We start from the raw sequence: 19,464 nt of genomic DNA, 5'->3' as shown, positions 1-19,464 counted from the left end.
TTCACGGCCGCGCCTCCACCACCAGCCTCTCGTTGGGCGCGGCGCCGAACACGTCGGGCGCGTACAGGGCCTCGACGCGCGTGGGCGGCAGCGCAAACTGGCCCGCGTTGTTCAGGCGCACGGTGTACTCCACCGAGAGTCCGCCCTTGGGCACGTAGGCGTAGTACTCGCGGTAGGCGTCCTGCGCGCGCTCGACGAAGGCCGGCCACACCCGCCGGTCCGTGCCCTGCCCGCGCGTGGCGATCGCCGAGTCGCGGCCGAGGCCGCTGCCGAGCACCGTGGCGCCCGCCGGCACCGGGTCGTTGACCACCACCCATGTCATGTCCGCCTGCGCCTCGATGGCCAGCGTCACGCGGTAGATATCGCCGCGCGACCACTTGCCCGCGACCGCCTGTTCCACCGGCGCGACCTTGCGCTGGATCCGGTAGCCGGCCGCGAGCGGCTGCGTCAGCGGCACCGCCGCCAGCGCGCGGATCGTGGCCCAGGGTTTGCCCGGCCCGCCGTGGCTGGCCTGCAGCGTGCCCGCGCCATCCGCCGTGCGCGGCCATGGCAGCGCGAGGCTGCCCGCCGCCACGCCGTCGCGCCGGGCGGCAGCCTGCCAGTCGAAGGTGCGCGCGCCGTCGGCGCCGCCCTCTGCGGCGGCCGCTGCCGCACCGTCGAGCGACACGCGCGTGGAGCCCGCCACCGGCGTCTTCTCGAAGGCCTGCGCAAAGCGCTCGACGGCCAGCATGCCCAGCGCGTTGGCATTGGTCGTGCCCCACGCGCCGCGCGTCTGCCGCCCGAGCAGTCCCACCGCCAGCTGCGGCGCCTCGTCCTTCCAGCCGGGCAGATCGACGGCCAGCGCCAGCAGCCGCGCCGCGTTGACGTCGCCGCCGGCCATCAGCCACCACCAGTTGTCGCTGGCTTCGGTGGAGAAGGCCAGGCGCGTACCCTGCACGGTCAGCCGCGCCCGCAGCAGCTGCTGCGCCTGCGCGAGCCGCGCCTCGCGCTGCGGGATGTCCTGCACGCGCGCCAGCAGCGCGACCCAGTCGATCAGCGCGGAGGTCGGCCACTGCTCGGGCAGGATCTGGATGGAGCCGAGCATGCGCGCGTGCGCCTGCCCGCTGCGCGACAGCGCCTCGAGCGCCGCCAGCTTGCGCACGTCCAGGTCCTGCGTCGGCGCCCAGCGGTTGCGCTGGATGCGGCCTTCGACGAACGCGGCCAGGCCCCGCTCCATCTGCGCGCGGGCTTCGTCGGGCAGGCGGAATGGCAGGCCGGCGCGCGCGGCCTCGTCGGCCAGCACCAGCAGGTAGGCGGTCAGCACCTCGCTGCCGCCGCTGCTGGCGTCGCCGTCGCCGCTCGGCGGGAAATAGGCCGCCAGACCGTTGCCATCGAGATAGGACGGCAGCTGCGCGGCCACCGCCTGCCACAGCGCGGCGTCGCGCAGGCCCACGGCTTTGGACGCGCGCTGCTCCAGGCAGGTGAACGGGTATTGCGCGAACCAGTTGCGCACGCCGGGCAAGCCGCCGGCGAGCGAGGACTGCAGGTCCACCTGCAGGCCGCCGCGCGGCAGCCCCGCCGCGTCGCGCAGGGCCGCGGCCGGCAGCCGCACCGGCATCGACACGCCCGGCGCCAGCTGCGCCAGCGTGGCCTGCTGCACGGTGACGGGCACCGCCGGCACGACGCGCTGCGACACCTTGATGCGGTCCGACGCGGCGGCCGCGCCGGCGGCCTGCGAGCTCTCGCGCGCCTCCACCTCCCACTGCACCGTGCCGTCCTGCGCGGACGGCGCCATGCCGGCCACCAGCGGCGCGACGGCGTCCCAGCCGATCTCCTGCGCGCCGCCCGCGCTCACCTGCACGGTCAGTGCGGGCAAGGCGCCGGCTGCCGCCGTACCCGCCGCGCCGGCCACCGCGGCGCGCGCCGAGACCGTCACCGTCATCGCGCGCTGCGTGGTATTGCGCAGCGTGAACATGGCCCGGTAGCGATCCTCCTCGCGCACCAGCGGCGGCAGCCCGGACAGGATCTGCAGGTCCTGCGTCGCGGCGATGGTGGCGCTGCCGGTGCCGAAGCGGCCGACGCCCAGGTCGGCCACCGCGACGATGCGAAAGCTTGTCAGCGCATCGTTGAGCGGCACCGTCAGCGTCGCCTTGCCCTGCGCGTCGAGCTGCACCCGCGGCTGCCACAGCAGCAGCGTGTCGAACAGTTCGCGGGTCGGGCTCTTGCCGCCCCCGCCGCCGGCCGGCACGGCCTTGCGACCATAGTGCCGCCGCCCGACGATCTCCATCTGCGCGGTGGCCGTCTCCACGCCGTAACTGCGCCGCTGCAGCATCGCGTCGAGCAGGTCCCAGCTGGCGTTGGGCATCAGCTCCAGCAGCGCCTGGTCCACCGCGGCCAGCGCCACCTCGCCGTTGGCCGCGGGCTTGCCATCGGGCAGGCTGACCTGCACGGTCACCTGCGCCTTGCCGCGCACCGGATAGGTGGCGCGGTCGGGCACCACCTTCACGTCGAGCCGGTGCGCTTCGTTGCCGACGCGGATTTCGGCCAGCCCCAGCCGGAAGGCGGGCTTGGACAGGTCGACCAGCGGCGACGGCGCGGCGTACTCGCGCCCCTCGCCGCGGAATGCGCGCCACCATTCGCCCGGCTGGCGCCAGCCCCAGCTGAAGAAGGAGTACCAGGGCACTTCGCGCAGCCGGCCGCGCAGCGCCAGCACCGACACGTAGACATTGGGACCCCACTGCGGCTGCACCTTCACGCGCACGGTCGGGTCCTTGCCGTCGAGTTGCACCACCTGCGTCTCCAGGATGCCCTCGCGCTCGACGGCGACCAGCGCAGTGGCGTGGCGGAACGGCATGCGCACCTGGAAGCTGGCGGTCTCGCCCGGCGCGTACGAGGTCTTCTCGGGCAGCAGGTCGATGCGGTCATGGTTCTCGCCGCCGAACCACAGCTCGCCCTGGCGCGTGACCCATACCGTGGTGGCGGCCTGCGACACGCGCCCCGCGCCGTCCGTGGCGCGCGCTATCAGCTCGACCTGGCCCGCCTGCTCCAGCGCGATATCGCAGCGCATCTGGCCGCGCGCATCGGTCTTCGCCTCGCAGACCTTACCGAGGTCCTTGTATTCGCTGCGGTTGTCGTAGCGGTAGAAGCCGCCGACCACGCGCTTGCGCGCGGACGTGGTGATGCGCGCGCGGGCATGCACCTGCATCGGCACCCCCGCCTGCGGCTTGCCCGCGGTGTCCAGCGCGATGCCATGCACCGTGGTCTTCTGCCGGACCGAGATCCAGTCGTCGGTGCGGATGCCGGCGACCACCGCGGCCGGCCATAGCGGCACGGTCTGGCGCAGCGTCTGGATCTCGCCGTTGGGGTCGGCGAAGCCGGCCTCGAGCAGCAGGTCCTTCGGCGCGTCGACCGCCGGCATGTCCTTCAGCGTCAGCCGGCCGCCGCCCTGCCGGTCCAGCACCAGCGGCAGCTTGTCGGCGACCAGCTTCTGGCCGCCGTCATCCGTCTGGTTGCGGTCCTCGTCGTCGCCGGCGTCCTCGTCGCCACCGGCATCGCCGGCCTCCACGGTCCGGGGCGGTCCGAAGGCATAGGGCTCGAACCCGGGAAAGCGCACCGGGCTCTCGCGCAGCAGCGCCGAGACGCGCACCGGCAGGCCGGCCGCGCCGCCGCCCGAGACGTAGTGCACCTCGACATCGAGCGGCAGTTCGGCGGGCGCCACCAGCGGCTTGCCGGCGCCGGCCTTGAGCGTGCCCGCCAGCACGGGCAGGCGGAAGGCCTCCACCCGGAAGCCGCCGCTGTCGTAGCCGCGCTGCCGGGCATCGGTCAGCTCGATCGCATAGCGCCCGAGCCGTGCCGCGGCCGGGATCTGGAACGTGCTTTCCGCGCTGCGCCCGCCGGTCGCGGTGGCCCGCCATGCCAGCGGCAGCTCGTAGGTCTGCCCGCTGCCCTCGTGGCGGATCACCGCCTTGTCCGGCAGCGGCTGGTCCGCGCCGGGCAGCGCAAACCCGGCGGCGGTCTCCGCCCGCACGAAGTGTTTCATCGACACCGTCTCGCCCGCGCGCAGCAGCGTGCGGTCGAATACCGTATGCACGCGCAGCGTGGCCGCCGGGCTGGTGTCGGTCGGCACGTTGAAGCGCCACGTCTCGATGCCGCGGTTCCAGTCCGACATCACGAACGCCATGTCGGCCTGCCCCCGCGCGTCGGGATGCGTGGCGGGAATGCGCGCCGAGACGAAATAGCCGGACAGCCCGCTGTCCGCGCACTGCCGCTCGCGCACGTCCTCCAGCTGCGGCAGGCGCAGCACGCCCGCGGCATCGGTGCGGCCTGCCGCCAGTTGCCGGCCGGCACAGTCGCGCACCACCACGCTGGCATCGCGCACCGGCTTGCCGTCGTCCAGCGTGGTCACCCACGCCAGCGCGTTGTCGCGCCCCGACTTGAAGTGCACGGCCAGGTTGGTAACCAGCACCGCGGTACGCACATACATCGGTGCCTGCCGCGCGAGCAGCGCGGCGCCAAGGCGCGGCGAGGCGATTTCCACCACATGGAAGCCGGGCTCCGGCAGGGGAATGCCCACCACCTCGAACGGTCGCGCCCCGGGTCCGCCCGCCTGCGGCAGCGCCAGCCTGCGCGCGCCGGGCGCCTTCTCCAGCAACGAGATCTCGCGGGTCTGCACCGAGGGCGCATCGCGCGGGATGCGCACCTGCGACGGCGACTTGCCGGCCAGGATCGCGTCCAGCTCCGGCCGCGTCCACGACGTCTCGTGCAGGCGGCGCACCAGGCCCAGCCAGCGCAGCACCGCCCCGTCCTCGTCGACCTTCACGCGGCTGACGGTGCCGGCCTGCGCGCGCACGCCCTGGACCGCCAGGTCCGCTTCGACATTGCGCAGCGTCACCGGCAACAGCGGCGGATGGTCGGCCGGCGCCTTGCCGCGCGGCAGCTCGCCGAAGCGCTCCAGCACGCCGAACGGCGCCGCGGAGAACTTGGCCAGCGGCGGCATCGCCGCGGTCGCGATCTTCAGCGGGAACAGGTCGGCGTTGGCCAGCGCCCGGCCGGCATCGTCCTTCAGGTCGCGCGGCAGCTCCAGGGTGAACGAGGCGCTCTCGGCGAACGGCGCCGGAAAGCGCAGCTCGGTCACGGTAGCGTCCGGGGCCAGATCCTCGTCCAGCTTCGGGGCGACGGGGCCGGCCGGGGTGCGCAGCACCACCTGCGCGGCGGCGCGGCGCGCGATGGGCGCGGAGAATGACAGCGCCATCGGCCTCAGCGGCGTACAGGGCGCCTGCGCGTTCTCGCGCTCGCAGCTGAAGCTGGCGGTAAACGGCTCGCGCACGGTGAAGTCGAAGCGGCGCTCGTCGCGCGCGGCGAGGCCGGACGGCGTGGCCACCCCGCGCCCCAGCACCAGCTGCATGCGCGCGCCGGGCGGCAGGCGCTGCTGGCAGGCCAGCAGGTGCACGGCGTCGGCGGTGGCGGCGTGGCGCTTCCAGCCGATGGCGTCGAGCACCGCCTCGCGTTCCTTGCCCGTGACCAGCCGCACCGGAATGCGCTCGCCCAGGCCCTGTGCCTGGCACCAGGCATGCTCGCGGACGGAGGCCGGCGTGGCCGCGCCGTTAAAGCGCAGCGCGAAGATCTGGTCCTCGTCGACCTGGCCGCCGGCGGGACGGCTCGCCACCACGATGGGCCCGCCCGTTTCGAAGCGATATTCCGGCTTGCCGGTGTAGGCGTTGCCGGCCTGGCTCTTCAGGCCCGGGGCGATGCGCACGGTGCAGGCCACACCAGGTGGCAGGTCGCGCTCGAAGTCGAACACCCAGTTGCGCGCGTCCAGCCAGCGAGCCTGTCCGGGGGTTGGCGCGCCGGTGCAGGACACGCTGGCGGGCGCGCGGGCCTGCAAATCGCCCAGCGGCACCATGGCCTCGTCGAAGCGGATGGCCACCTGGCGCACGCCGGGCACCTGGCCCTCGGGCGTGAAGCGCGTGATCTGCGCGGCCAGCGCGGCCGGCGCGGCCAGCGCCAGCACGAACGCCATCGCCAACCGCCGCGCGTCCCGGCGCCCCGCACGTGCGCGCAGGACACGCCGGCAGCTACGTTGCAAGGCATGCGCCAAGGCGGCGGCCGTTTCCCTCATGCATCCTTCTCCGTTGTTCTGGGTTCCCGATGGGCCCTGCGCTGCACCCGGGGGCGAGGGTGACATGGGGCGCGGGCGAGCGCAAGCGCGCCCCGGGCTAGCGCAGATGGGACAGCGGCAGCGGACCGTCGCGCTTGAGCGCGGTCATCACGATATTGGAGCGCACGCTCTCCACGCCCGGCACGCGCATCAGCTTGCGCATGGTGAATTCGGCCAGCGTGGGCAGATCGGCCACCACGATGCGCAGCAGATAGTCGGCTTCGCCCGCCACCGAATAGCACTCCTGCACCTCCTCCAGCAGCAGGATCTCCTCGCGAAAACGCTCGATGATGGTGTCGCCGTGGTGGGCCAGCTTGACGCTGGTGAAGACCAGCACCCCCAGTCCCAGTGCCGGCGGCGACAGCACCACGCGGTAGCCGGTGATGATGCCGTCGGCTTCCAGCCGCGCCAGCCGCCGGCCCACCTGGCTCGAGGACAGGTGCACCTGCTCGGCCAGCTGCTGGTGGGTGGAGCGCCCGTCCGTCTGCAGCGCCGCCAGCAGGGCCAGGTCGAAGGTGTCCAGGGTCGGCATACGGGATTCCTGCACGAATCATTAATTTCATGCAGGTTACATGCATAACGCCGCCATTCCAAGCCGGATATGCGAGCCATTTGCGGGTGCGACTGGCTAGACTGTGCAGAAATCCCGCAGGAGACCGCTTCATGGAATCACTGGTTACCGCCGACGCAGGCACCGCCACGCTCGAGGACAGCTTCGAAGGCACGCTGACCGACAAGCTCAGGGAGCAGTTCGAAGCCGGGCTGCTGTCCGGCCAGCAGCTGCGCCCGGATTTCACCATCGAGCAGCCGCTGCACCGTTATACCGCCAGCGACCACGCCGTCTGGGCCCGTCTGTACGAGCGGCAGGCCGGCATGCTGCGCGGCCGGGTCTGCGACGAATTCCTGCAAGGACTGGCGGCACTGGGCATGGCGTCCGACCGCGTACCCGATTTCGAGCGCCTGAACGAGACGCTGATGCGCGCCACCGGCTGGCAGGTGGTGGCGGTGCCGGGGCTGGTGCCGGACGAGGTGTTCTTCGACCATCTGGCCAACCGCCGCTTTCCGGCGAGCTGGTGGATGCGCAAGCCCGAGCAGCTGGACTACCTGCAGGAGCCCGACTGCTTCCACGATGTGTTCGGCCATGTGCCGCTGCTGATCAATCCCGTCTTCGCCGACTACATGCAGGCCTATGGCAAGGGCGGCCTGAAGGCGGCCAGCATGGGCGCGCTGGACATGCTGGCGCGGCTGTACTGGTACACCGTGGAATTCGGCCTGATCCGCACCGGGCAGGGGCTGCGCATCTACGGCGCCGGCATCCTGTCCAGCCAGGGCGAATCGATCTACAGCCTGGACTCGGCCAGCCCCAACCGCATCGGCTTCGACGTCCGGCGCATCATGCGCACGCGCTATCGCATCGACACCTTCCAGAAGACGTACTTCGTCATCGACAGCTTCGACCAGTTGTTCGACGCCACCCGCCCGGACTTCACGCCGCTGTACGCAGCACTGAGTACGCAGCCCACGCTCGGCGCCGGCGATATCGAGCCGGGCGACCGCGTGATCCACACCGGCAGCCGCGAAGGCTGGGCCGACAGCGACGATATCTGACGCGCTTTGTGGAACAATGCCGGCAAGCCCGCCGCCCGCGCGGCCGGGCGGGCCGATTGCCCCTGCCGCTTTCGTTCTCGCTGCCGCTGTTGCAACCCCACCTACAGATCGAGCCCATCATGACCCCACTTTCCGCCGAAGCGCGCGCCCCGCTGCTGGCCGGCCTGCCCGGCTGGACGCCGGTGCCGGACCGCGATGCCATTCACAAGCGCTTCACCTTCGACGACTTCAACGCCGCCTTCGGCTTCATGACGCGCGTGGCGCTGCAGGCCGAGAAGGCCGACCACCATCCCGAGTGGTTCAACGTCTACAACCGGGTCGACATCACGCTGTCCACCCATGACGCCAACGGCCTGACCCAGCGCGATATCGACCTGGCCCGCTTCATCGAGAACGCGGCCGCCGGCGTGTCCCGCAAGCGCTGAGCCCGGGTGTCCGCGCTGTAGGCATTCCGTAAGAAAAGGCGACGCCCTGCGCTGTACAATCGACCGCTGGTTCCAAATCCCGGGCTTTTTTCATGCGTATCCTGCTGATCGAGGACGACCGCCAGATCGCCAGCGGCGTCGAAGCCGGCCTGTTCCAGGCCGGGCACCAGGTGCGCGTGGTGCACGACGGGGTCTACGCCACCGAACACCTGCTGCGCGAGCAGCATGACCTGGTCATCCTGGATCTCGGCCTGCCGGGCATCGACGGCATGACACTGCTGGCGCGCTACCGCGCCCGCAACCGCACCACTCCCGTGCTGATCCTGACCGCGCGCGACGAGCTCGAAGACAAGCTCTCGGGCCTGAACGCCGGCGCCGACGACTATCTGGTCAAACCCTTCGCCTTTCCCGAGCTCGAAGCCCGCGTGCGCGTGCTGCTGCGCCGCAGCCAGCATGGCGAAGCGGCACCCGAGCGCGACGTGCGGCTGGGCCGGCTGCGGCTGTCCGACGGCGACCGGCGCATCTTTATCGATGGCCGGCCGCTGGACCTGTCGCCGCGCGAGTTCGCCGTGCTCGAGCTGCTGCTGCAGCGGCAGGGCCGCGTGGTCAGCAAGGCGCAGTTGCAGGACCACCTGGCGACCTTCGCGCATCCGGCCGGCGAAGGCGGCGACACGGTGGGCGACACCGCGATCGAAGTCTATGTGCACCGCGTGCGCAAGAAGCTGGAGGACAGCGACGTCGAGATCGTCACGGTGCGCGGCTTCGGCTACCTGCTGCAGATGCGCGTGAACGCGTAGCGCCGGACAACGCCCACCCACCTCCACCGATCGATGCGGCTGCGCACCCAGCCCCCACCGGGCTCATCCCAGGCGGCCGGTCCGGCATCCGGCACCGCCGCCCCGGGCGGCCAGCAGGTCCGCCTCGCCTCCACGCAGAGCCTGCGGGTCCACCTGCTGCGGGCGCTCGCCACGCCGCTGTTCGCGCTGGTGCTGACCAGCGGCTCGCTGTCGTACTGGCTGGCGGCGCACTACACCACGCAGGTCTTCGACCGCGCCCTCTACGGCGTAGCGAACAATATCGCCCAGCAGATCCGCATCGCCGGACCGCGCCTGGAGCAGGACATCCCGATGATCGCGCAGACGCTGGTCGAGGCCGAGGGCAGCGATCGCATCTACTGGCGCATCCACGGCCCCGAAGGGCTGATCGGCGGCATGGACACCTGGCTCGGCTACGGCACCGGCCAGACCACGCTGCACGACGCGCGCCTGTTCTACGCGTGGTTCAGCGGCCGCCAGGTGCGGGCGGTACGGCTGCCGGTCCATCTGGACGCGGCGGTTCCGCCCGAGGCGCAGAACCCGGTGGAAGCCAGCGCGGATGCCGGCGGCGAGGCCGCGCCGCCGCCCGCGCTGGGCGAGCGCCCGCTGCGCGGTCCCATCATCGTGGAGGTGGCCGAGCTGCTGGACCGGCGCGAGACGGCGGCCAACGAGATCCTGCTGTCGGTGTCCGTGCCGCTGATCCTGCTGCTGCTGGTCGGCAGCCTGATCCTGTCGCACGTGCTCAAGGAAGAACTCGTTCCGCTGCGCATCCTGACGGACAAGCTCAACCGGCAGACCGCGCGTTCGCTCGCCGCGCTCGACGAGACCCAGGTCCCGGCCGAAGTCGAACCGCTGATCCGCGCGCTCAATGCGCTGCTGGCGCGGCTGCGCGATGCGCTCGATGCCCAGCGCAAGTTCATCGCCGATGCGGCGCACCAGCTGCGCACGCCACTCACCGCGGTCAAGCTGCACGCGGATCGCGCGGTGGCCTCCCACAGCGAGGAAGTGACCCGGCACGCGCTGCGCGAACTGCAGTCGGCGGCCGACCGGGCGGTGCGGCTGTCCAATCAGCTGCTGTCGCTGGCCCGCGCGGAGCCGGGGCTGTCGCTGGAACGGCTGGGTCCGGTCGAGCATTTCGACCTCGCCACGCTGGCGTTCGAAACCGGCGCCGAATGGGTGCCCCAGGCGCTGGCGCGCCATATCGACCTGGGCTTCGAGACGCTGCCGGGCCCGACCTTCACCGGCGCGGCGCCGTCCACGGTGCGGGGCAACCGCGTGCTGCTGCGCGAGGCGCTCAGCAATCTGATCGATAACGCCGTCAAGTACGTGCCGGCGGGCGGGCGCATCACCGTGCGCGCCGGCGGCGAGACGCTGGGCCACCGCGGCATGGCGGTGGTGATGGTGGAGGACAACGGCCCCGGCATCGCGCCCGGCCGGCGCGAGGAAGTCTTCAAGCGCTTCTTCCGCGGCGACCACACGCCGGGCCGCCAAGCCCAGATCGGCGCGCCCGGCGGTGCCGGGCTGGGGCTGGCCATCGTGCATGAAATCATCACGCTGCACCAAGGCACCATCGGCATCGAAGATGTGCCCTCCGCCAGGGACCCCGGCCGCAACCTGATGCGCTTCGTGATCCGCATTCCCTGCGAGGCGCCCGGGGCGGCATAGGCGCCGCGGCGCCCCTGCCTCTTACTTCCGCCCTTTCGGCGCCAGCATCGTGCCGCGGCAATCGGGGCTGCCGCAGCGGCACTCGAACTCCTTCTTCAGCTTCTTCGTGTACCGGGCGTCGATCACCAGCCCGTAGTCGTAGAACAGCTCCTCGCCGGCCGCGATGTCGCGCAGCGCGTGGATGAACACCCGGCCCTTCTTCTCGCGCGCCTCGCAGTTGGGGCTGCATGCATGGTTGATCCAGCGCGCGCGATTGCCGCCGAACTTGGCATCGATCACGTCGCCGTCTTCGAGGCTGAAATAGAAGGTGTGGTTGGGATCGTCCGGATCGTGCGGATGGCGCTTGAGCGCCTCCTTCCAGGAAATATGCTCGCCCTTGTACTCGATGATCCGCTCGCCCTCGGCCAGCGGCGCGATGGCGTATACGCCCTTGCCGTGCACGCCGGACTGGCGAACCTCGATGCGGTCTGACGCGGTCTTGCGTTTACCTGCCTTGCCGTTGCCTGCCGACTGGCCGGCTTTCTCCGCCGCCTTCGCCTTCACCGTCTTGCCCTTGCTCTTGCCCTTGCTGACTTGTGCGTCTTCCGCCATTGACGTTCCCGTATACGTTCGGTTGCCGAGATGCCCTGCCGGCTTTGCCGGCGCGGACAGGATGATAACCGCCACCGAAGACGCACCCGTGTCGATGTGGACAAAGCCGCCCAAATCTGTGGATAAGTCGGCTGGAATGATGTGGGCTGCCTGGGGCTGGACTGGGGATGCCTCGGGAACAAGTTGGAGGGTTTACCGCCCGGCCTCATCCCAAAGGTTGAGTCATACACCGCGGACAACACGGCGTCCCTATCCTTTTGCATGAGATAACCCGTTGATGCCAAAGCGGTTTACCGGCTTGTCCACAGAAAACGGCGGCGTTTACCTACTACTACTATCCGTATACATCAAAAGATCTATGTAAACACTTGGATATGCCAGCTCTGTGGTCCACCGAACGGTGGATTCGGCCAAAAGTATGAGATCGCTTACCTTGCCTTGGGGAAGCCGCGCGTTTACCGCGTATACCCCTTGGAACCCTGTCCGGCAGCAGGCATTCATCGCGTGAATGCCTCCGGGCAAGCGGTATCGCGGCATGCACGATAGTGCATGTGGTGTCTTCGGGCGGTCGCTGACGCGCTGTCCTGGTTGTCCGACGACCTCCTCCGACCATCGGCATCGCCCTGCAGGATCGTCCCAGACGCGTTTACACGGCTCTGGCGCGCCTGGCACGTCCCGGCAGCGCCAGCGCCACGTATACGCGCGGCGGTGGCCTCCACGGGTCCCACAGGCTCCTGGCGTCGATACGATGGCACCCGCCGCCAGCTTCCGCGCGACCGCTTCCGGAACCCTCCACATGCCGTGACTGTCGGTCTGGCAAGGCCGCGCGGGCAAACGCTGTAACAACTGGAATCCCGGTAGCCCCACCCCGACACGGTATGATGTGGCCCGCAGCGCCTTTGCCGGGGCCTGAGCCCGGCGCGTCCCGAAGGGGCAGCGCGTGTGTTTTTCCAACTCGATACGGAGTGAAGCATGACGAAAACCGAACTGATCGACGCCATCGCCGCCGGTGTGGACGGCCTGACCAAGGCCAAGGCGGAGCAGACCCTGAACGTGACCCTGAACGCCATCATGGACGCCGTGGCCAAGGGCGACAGCCTGAGCCTGATCGGCTTCGGTACCTTCAGCCAGGGCGAGCGTGGCGAACGCATGGCGCGCAATCCGCGCACCGGCGAGGAAATCAAGGTCGAAGCAGCCAAGACCATCAAGTTCAAGGCCGGCCAGAAGTTCAAGGACGCCGTCAACCAGTGAAGCGCGCGGGGCGGCTCCGACCTGCTCCAGCCCTCATGATCCCGCCGTGCCGCCCGCCCAGCCGCGCCCCTGGCGCCAATGGCGCACGGGCGCCAGGCGGGCACGTTATCCACAGCCGCCCTCGCGCGGTATCCCCGCTTATCCACCGGGGCGGTGGACCGTGCAATACCCTCGCCATCCGGGCCGCGATGGCGCGCTCGATCGGCGGCCACCCCCTGTCAATACTGGCGTTGCGGGGACCGCGCGTAGCGCCGGCTACTCACACGCCATCATGCCGACTGGATCGCCCCTGCCCGGATTTCCACAGCGTTATTCACATCGTTTCTCACAATTCTTTCCACAGGTAGCCGCCCTGTGCGCAGCGGCCCTGTTGCTGGCCGGCTGCGCCGGTCCCACGGCCGTGGATCGCGCACCGGCGACGGCGCGGCCCCAGGCGAGACCGCTGCCGCAGGCCGAGCCCGCGCAGCCCGCCGCGGGTACCCCCTCGCGCCAGCGCATCGTGGATATCGCGCTGCAGGAGTGGCAGCGCTGGGGCGGGCAGACCATCCGCATCGGCCGCGACGATACGGCCTGCATCACGTCGAGTCCGCTGCCGGTTCCGGCTCCCGCCGTCGCGACCGCCGGCGCATCGCCGGGCGGCGATCCTCTCGCCGATGCCGGCCTGCTGGGTAACGGGATCGCGGCCGGCGCCGGCCAGCCCAGCGCCGACGATGCGCCGCAGGCCGCGACCTGCCCCGGCTTTCCCGATGGCACCGGCATGGAGGCCACCGTGCAGGGCTGCGCCATGGCCCAGCGCTACTGGGCCATCGTGGGCAAGACGCCGGACTGCTACGAGATCACGCAGGGCCGCTGGGCATGGTCGGCGGTCTTTATCTCGTGGGTATTGCGCCAGGCAGGCCTGGACGAGCGCCAGTTCCTGACGGGCGAATCGCACTCGATGTACGTGGTGGACGCGCGCGACGGCATCCTGCCCGCGCCCGCCTTCCGCATCGAACCCGTCCCCGCGATGCCGCGCCCGGGCGATATCGTCTGCGCGGGACGCGGCCGCGACAAATACATCGGCACGCCGGCGGAGGTGGGCTTCGGCACCACGCCCATGCACTGCGACATCGTGGTCGAGGTCGACGCCACCGCGCGCGTGGTCAAGTCGATTGGCGGCAATCTGCAGCAATCGGTGTCGATGGAGGTGATCGAGCTGGGCGACAGCGGCCGCATCGACGGGCTGACCAACTCGCACATGCCGTGGCTGCTGGTGATGCGCAACCAGCTGCCCTAGGCCGGCACGCGCGCCTCAGGACGCTTCGGGCAGGATCGCCGCGGGCGGGTCCGCGAACAGTCGAGCTGCGCGGTATCGGGATCGCTGGTGCCCACGCCCACCCCCAGCAGCCGCACCGGCAGACCGCGGCGCCCATGTCCCTCGGTCAGCAACCGCGCATAGACGGTGCGGTCCGGCGCGTGGCCGCGGCACTCCACCGTGGTCTGCCGGAAGTCCGAGAACTTCAGCTTGACCGTCAGCTTGTGGATGGCGCCGTGCGCCTGGGCGCGCGCGATGCGCGCCTCCAGCATGGCCACCAGCGCATCGAGCTCGGCCAGGCAGGCGGCAAGGTCGGGCAGGTCGTCCGAATAGGTTTCCTCGACGCTGATCGACTTGCGCTCGCGCTCCGGGGTGACCTGGCGCGTGTCCACCCCGCGGCACAGATGGTAGAGCCGCCCGCCGAACGCGCCGAAGTGCCGGTGCAGCATGTCGGGCGACCACTCGCGCAGGTCGGCGCACGTCGTGGCGCCCAGCCGCTTGAGCTTGGCGGCCGTGACCTCGCCGACGCCATGGATGCGCTCGACCGGCAGCGCGGCGACGAAGGCATCCAGGGCCCCCGGGCGCACCACGAACAGCCCGTCGGGCTTGTTCCAGTCGCTGGCGATCTTGGCCACGAACTTGTTCGGCCCGACGCCGGCGGACACCGTCACCCCCACCTCTTCGCGTACCCGCTGGCGGATCTCGTCGGCAATCAGCGTGGCACTGCCCTGATGCCGCGAGCATGCGCTGACGTCCAGATACGCTTCGTCGAGCGACAGCGGTTCGACCAGTTCCGTGTATTCGCGATAGATGGCGAAGATCCGGCGCGACACCTCCCGGTACTTGTCCATCGCCGGCCGCACGATCAGCAGGTCGGGACAGCGCTTGAGCGCCTGGGCCGACGACATCGCCGACCGTACCCCGAAGGCGCGCGCCTCGTAGTTGCAGGTGGCGATGACCCCGCGCCGGTCCGCCGCCCCGCCGACCGCCATGGGCCGGCCGCGCAGCGACGGGTCGTCGCGCATCTCGACCGAGGCGTAGAAGCAGTCGCAATCGCAATGGATGATCTTGCGCTGCGGCGTGGCGGCAGGGGCGGGAGACAGGGACATGTCGGCCGATGGGACTGGCGTTCTGGAATTCGCGTGTTGAATCTTGGCTGGCGGCTGGCGCGGTCGCTGATTAGTGGCCTGAATGTACCAAGGCGGGGACCTGCGGTAAGCAGATCTTCCGCCGACGTGACTAATCAATGCGACGAATCGGAGTGAGCAGGAAGAGAAACTAACGATAAATGGCGCTGATCTATTCCGGCACCGTGACGGGCGCGCGGCGCCGTCCCGCCCATATTCCTTCGACCGCATACATGGCCAGTGACACCCAGATCATGGCATAGCCGATCTGCTTGTCGGCCGGGAACGGCTCGTGCCACAGCCATACGCCGAGCAGCAACTGGAGCGTGGGCCCCGTGTACTGCAGCAGTCCCAGCAGGGAGAGCGGAATGCGCCGCGCGGCGGCGGCGAAGAACAGCAGCGGCACCGCGGTGACCGGCCCGGCCATGGTGATCAGCAACTGGGTGCCAAGGCTGGCGTCGGGAAAATCCGCCCGGCCGGTATGGGCCATCCAGGCGAGCGCACCAGCGGCGAAGGGAAACAGCAACAGCGTTTCCAGCGACAGCCCTTCGAGCGTACCCAGTGCTGCGGTCTTGCGCATGAGGCCGTAGCCGCCGAAGGTGGCCGCCAGCGCCAGCGCGATCCAGGGCAACTGCCCGGCGGCGAAGGTCAGCCACGCCACGCCGGCGGTGGCTACCGCGATGGCCAGCCATTGCCCGGGTCGCAACCGCTCGTGCAGGAACACCACGCCCAGCAGCACGCTGAACAGCGGATTGATGAAGTAGCCCAGGCTCGCGTCCACCACGCGGTTGGTGGACACCGCCCAGATATAGAGGAACCAGTTGCCGCACAACAGCAAGGCGCTGGCGACGAACCCCATCAGCAGGCGGGGACTGGACCAGGCCTGCCGCAGCCAGCCCCAGTGGCGGCGCACGGCCAGGATCAGGCCGAGGAAGACCAGTGACCACACCATCCGGTGCAGCAGGATCTCGAACGGCGCGATGCCCTGCAGCGCCTTGATATAGAGCGGCAGCACGCCCCAGATGATGTACGCCAGCAACGCGTACAGAATGCCTATCCGCATGGAACACCCCTGTAGAAGGGGCAGATTCTACCGGCGCAAAAAAGCCCGTGCAGGCACGGGCTCGGAGGGGCCGCCACCGCGGCCGAGCGGGCACGGCGCCCGCTCCAGCGCAGCGACGATCAGAGCTTGCGCGCGAAGCTGAACTGCGCGAACGCCTGCTCGGCCACGTTGAACCACGCGGCCTGGTTGTTGCGGAAGACGCGCCAGTCGTCGTAGATCTTCTTGAACGACGGGTTCTTCGCCACTTCCTCGGCGTAGGCGTCCTGGGTCGCCTTGAAGCATGCCTCCATGATTTCCTTCGAGAACGGGCGCAGCTTCACGCCGTTCTCCAGCAGGCGGGCCAGCGCCTGCGGATTCACGTTGTCGTACTTGGCCATCATGTTGGTGTGGGCCTCGACCGTGGCAGTCTCCAGCGCGCGCTTGTACAGCGCCGGCAGCTTCTCGAATTCCGGTGCCGAGGCATAGAACGACAGCTGGGCGCTGCCTTCCCACCAGCCGGGATAGTAGTAGTACGGCGCGACCTTGTAGAAGCCGAGCTTTTCGTCATCGTAGGGGCCAACCCACTCGGCCGCGTCGATGGTGCCCTTCTCCAGCGCCGGGTAGATGTCGCCGCCGGCGATCTGCTGCGGCACCACGCCCAGGCGCGCCAGCACCACGCCGGCGAACCCGGCGACGCGGTACTTCAGGCCCTGCAGGTCCGCCACCGTCTTGATTTCCTTGCGGAACCAGCCGCCCATCTGCGCGTTGGTGTTGCCGCCCAGGAAGTTGACGACGTTGTATTCCTTGAAGAATTCGCGCATGACCTTCATGCCGTTGCCCTGCATCATCCAGGCGGTCTGCTGGCGCGCGGTCAGGCCGAACGGCACCGTGGTGTCGAAGCACAGCGTGGGGTTCTTGCCGAAGTAGTAGTAGCCGGCCGTGTGGCCGATCTGGACCGTATTGTTCTGCACGGCGTCCAGCACCTGCAGGCCCGGCACGATTTCGCCGGCGGCGAAAACCTTGATGTTGAACTTGCCGTCGGTCAGTTCGCGCACGCGGGCTGACAGCAGTTCGGCGCCGCCATAGATGGTGTCGAGCGATTTCGGAAAGCTGGAAGCCAGGCGCCATTCCACCGCGGGGTTGCTGCCCACCACGGCCGGTGCGGCCGGCCCGCTGGCGGCGACCGGCGCGGCCGGCTGCTCGTCCTTGCCGCATGCGGCCAGTGCCCCGGTGGCGGCGACCGCCCCTGCCTTCAACAAAAAGGAACGACGTTCCATGAATTCTCCTCGTTATGGATTTTTGATGCGGCGCCAGGCCGTGAAAGGCCGCGCGCAATATTGAGCCGCCGAGCAACACGGAGCCTGTTACCGGCGCACACCTGTCATTGCGTGTGCGCCGGTAACAGGCTCGGGCCCGTCCTGACCCGTACCGACAGGCTGACCGATTATAGCGGTGGCCAATTCGGCACGGGGTAGCGATGGTGTGCGGGTTTTCGCTAGGAATACGGCGGGATTTTCACCATGCGCAAGGTGAATGGCTTTGTCACGAACGTCTCGTAAAACAACAGTTGCGCCCGGTTTCGTATCGCAAGAAAGTCATATCTGCATGGATTTTGTAACCCCGCTTGCGGTCGAAAAGGCCGGCTGATAAAAAAGTTGCCCCGCCGGGCTGACCCCGGCGGACCCATCCGGGTTCGTGTATTGCCTTCGCTCCAGTGGTCCCATGCTGCCGTCCGTGCCATTCGCTCCCCGCCTTTCCTCCCGCCGCCTGAGCATGGCCGTGCTCGCTGCCTGGGGGATGGTTGCGTGCGCCCAGCCCGTGCAGCAGGCGGCAGACAGCGCGCTGCTGGCCCCGCCGCAGCTCGGAGCACCGCCCGCCGTGCCGCCGGTGGCCACGGTCGCGGTTCCTCCGGCATCGAGCGAATCCGCCGCGCCGGCCGCCGATCCGCTGGGCGCCCTGCTCGATGCGGCCGCGGACGGCGCTGGGGCCTCCGTGCCGGCGCCGGACAGTGGCGCCTCAGCCTCAGCCTCAGCCCCCGCCCCCGCTCCTGCGAACGACGGTGCCGCCACGGCCCAGGCCGCGCCGCCGGACCAGCCTGGCCAACCGCTGGACCAGCCCGCGGCGCCCGCCGCTGCCGGCGAGCCCGGGCAGGCGCAGGTCGACCCGTCCACCGGCGAGGCGCCTGCCGCCGAGGAGCCGGTCGAACTGGCCGGCCCGCCGGAGCCGCCGCCCCCGCCGCCGGTGGTGCTGTTCCCCGAGCGCGTCGGCGTCTTCGTTCCCGATCCCCCTGCGCCGGCGCCGGCGCAGCAGGGCGAGGCCAGCGCCGAGACGCCGCCGGACGCGCCGCCTGTCTTCGCCTCCAGCCTCCCCGCGATGGAGCCGGCGGAGGAATCGGTATGGCGGTTGAGCTACAGCGGCCGCGCGGCCTACGAGGAGCGCCGCTCGTCGAGCCGGGTTTGTCCTGGCGCCGGCCTGTCCAGCGGCCTGGGCTCCGGCGTGGCGTGCCGCAGTACCGGGGAGGTGAGCGTCAAGGAATCGCTGCTGTCGCTGGACGGCGGCGGCCAGGTGCAGGTCGTGGCCAAGGCGCGCGGCACCGAGGCCACCACGGTCAACGGTCGGCCGGCCGCCGTCGATCCGTACCAGCTCGTGCCGCAGTTCTATACCGCGGTCAGCGGCCTGTCCGAGCTCGACGGCGCGACGATGTGGATGGGCCGGCGCGACGTGTCTCCCTTCCTGCTGTCATCCGGCCTGCTGCCGCCGACGTCCAACGCAATGCGCTTCGGCGTGGACAACGCCCGCGTCGGCAGCGTCGGCCTGAGCTACCAGTTCACCGCCCGCGACGAGACCAATGGCCAGCACCTGCCCAGCTACCATTCGCTGCGCACCGGCCCGATCCGCACCAACGACCGCGGCTCGCTGCAGCTGGGCTTTACGCGCGTCGAATCGCAGGATCCCTCGCAGGATGCCGGCAGCGCCTGGTGGGCGTCCGCGCTGCACGAACAGAAAGGCGTGCTCGCCGGCACCAACCGGCTGGGGGTGCAGTACGGCAGCGGCAGCCGCACCGCCATGACGGGCTATACCGGCATGGGCGCCTCGCTCTCGCGCGTGCGCGTGGCCGAGTCGATGGAATGGAAGGGACAGTCCGGCCTCGGCGGCTCGGTGGAATCGAGCATGCAGTTCGACCAGTCGGCGCTGGGTACGCTGCAGTGGATGGCGACCCGGGTGCGCCCGAGCTACGTCGCCAGCGACCAGTTCAAGCTGACCTTCGAGGTTGCGCACGACCAGATCTCGTCGGGCTTCGGCGCCAGCGGCCAGCGCACCGCGCTAACGGTGGCGCCGACCTTCACGCTGGGCAAGTCTGCCGGAAACGCGAACCTGCGCGCCTTCTACACCTATAGCCGCTCCAACGATGTCGAGGGCATCTCCTTCGCCGCGCCGGCCGAGGCCTGGGCCTCGCAGGCTTCGGGGTCGATCTTCGGCATCCAGCTCAACCGGCGCTGGTAAGGCGCG

General features: G+C 70.0%; 13 protein-coding genes. 7 read left to right on the top strand and 6 right to left on the bottom strand.

Annotated features, from left to right (window positions below):
- Nucleotide 1 precedes the first annotated feature (1 nt).
- Both LDO27_RS22855 and LDO27_RS22850 read right to left on the bottom strand, forming a co-directional pair.
- Nucleotides 2–5,998 (bottom strand): alpha-2-macroglobulin family protein, encoded by a 5,997-nt coding sequence (locus tag LDO27_RS22855; RefSeq protein ID WP_224044157.1) that lies wholly within the window; start codon nt 5,996–5,998, stop codon nt 2–4.
- Nucleotides 5,999–6,194: 196 nt separating this feature from the next.
- Nucleotides 6,195–6,668, bottom strand: coding sequence for an Lrp/AsnC family transcriptional regulator (locus tag LDO27_RS22850; protein ID WP_222203078.1), 474 nt, complete (start codon nt 6,666–6,668; stop codon nt 6,195–6,197).
- Nucleotides 6,669–6,799: 131 nt separating this feature from the next.
- Between LDO27_RS22850 and phhA the strand changes: the two genes are divergently transcribed.
- The 4 genes from phhA to LDO27_RS22830 all read left to right on the top strand — a co-directional run bounded on the left by phhA (nt 6,800) and on the right by LDO27_RS22830 (nt 10,649).
- A complete protein-coding gene (gene phhA / locus LDO27_RS22845) occupies nt 6,800–7,744 on the top strand; it encodes a phenylalanine 4-monooxygenase (RefSeq protein WP_224044155.1) in 945 nt (314 codons plus the stop codon).
- Between the two features lie 119 nt (nt 7,745–7,863).
- Complete coding sequence (locus LDO27_RS22840) at nt 7,864–8,169, top strand: 4a-hydroxytetrahydrobiopterin dehydratase (RefSeq protein ID WP_224044152.1); 306 nt, start codon at nt 7,864–7,866, stop codon at nt 8,167–8,169.
- Between the two features lie 92 nt (nt 8,170–8,261).
- Nucleotides 8,262–8,966, top strand: a complete 705-nt coding sequence (locus LDO27_RS22835) for a response regulator transcription factor (protein WP_224044151.1) — start codon at nt 8,262–8,264, stop codon at nt 8,964–8,966.
- A gap of 33 nt (nt 8,967–8,999) precedes the next feature.
- Nucleotides 9,000–10,649 (top strand): sensor histidine kinase, encoded by a 1,650-nt coding sequence (locus tag LDO27_RS22830; protein ID WP_224044150.1) that lies wholly within the window; start codon nt 9,000–9,002, stop codon nt 10,647–10,649.
- Nucleotides 10,650–10,670: 21 nt separating this feature from the next.
- Here the strand turns inward: LDO27_RS22830 and LDO27_RS22825 are convergent, their stop codons facing one another.
- The gene (locus LDO27_RS22825) at nt 10,671–11,240 is read right to left on the bottom strand and encodes an SET domain-containing protein (protein ID WP_224044171.1); all 570 of its coding nucleotides are present in this window, start codon (nt 11,238–11,240) and stop codon (nt 10,671–10,673) included.
- A 972-nt stretch (nt 11,241–12,212) separates the two neighbouring features.
- Here LDO27_RS22825 and LDO27_RS22820 point away from each other — a divergent pair.
- Together LDO27_RS22820 and LDO27_RS22815 are read left to right on the top strand one after the other, a co-directional pair.
- A complete protein-coding gene (locus tag LDO27_RS22820; RefSeq protein WP_222203065.1) occupies nt 12,213–12,491 on the top strand; it encodes an HU family DNA-binding protein in 279 nt (92 codons plus the stop codon).
- A gap of 271 nt (nt 12,492–12,762) precedes the next feature.
- The gene (locus LDO27_RS22815; protein ID WP_377747549.1) at nt 12,763–13,767 is read left to right on the top strand and encodes a DUF2272 domain-containing protein; all 1,005 of its coding nucleotides are present in this window, start codon (nt 12,763–12,765) and stop codon (nt 13,765–13,767) included.
- Here the strand turns inward: LDO27_RS22815 and dinB are convergent.
- From dinB to LDO27_RS22800, 3 genes are all read right to left on the bottom strand, one after another.
- Nucleotides 13,764–14,894 (bottom strand): DNA polymerase IV, encoded by a 1,131-nt coding sequence (dinB, locus tag LDO27_RS22810; RefSeq protein ID WP_224044148.1) that lies wholly within the window; start codon nt 14,892–14,894, stop codon nt 13,764–13,766. The two genes, LDO27_RS22815 and dinB, sit on opposite strands and share 4 nt — an antisense overlap.
- Before the next feature lie 190 nt (nt 14,895–15,084).
- Nucleotides 15,085–15,975: an EamA family transporter RarD gene (rarD, locus tag LDO27_RS22805; RefSeq protein WP_224044147.1), complete on the bottom strand. Its 891-nt coding sequence runs from the start codon at nt 15,973–15,975 to the stop codon at nt 15,085–15,087.
- Nucleotides 15,976–16,094: 119 nt separating this feature from the next.
- Nucleotides 16,095–17,231, bottom strand: a complete 1,137-nt coding sequence (locus LDO27_RS22800) for a TRAP transporter substrate-binding protein (protein ID WP_224044145.1) — start codon at nt 17,229–17,231, stop codon at nt 16,095–16,097.
- A 496-nt stretch (nt 17,232–17,727) separates the two neighbouring features.
- On the opposite strand from LDO27_RS22800, the gene LDO27_RS22795 reads away from it, so the two are divergent.
- On the top strand, nt 17,728–19,458 hold the full coding sequence (locus LDO27_RS22795; protein ID WP_224044144.1) for a carbohydrate porin: 1,731 nt from the start codon (nt 17,728–17,730) through the stop codon (nt 19,456–19,458).
- Nucleotides 19,459–19,464: the final 6 nt, after the last annotated feature.

It is taken from the genome of Cupriavidus respiraculi, from assembly GCF_914271545.1.
GTDB classification, from domain to species: Bacteria; Pseudomonadota; Gammaproteobacteria; order Burkholderiales; family Burkholderiaceae; genus Cupriavidus; species Cupriavidus respiraculi.
Note: the sequence above shows the minus strand (reverse complement) of the source record. Positions and strands in the feature narration are given on the sequence as shown.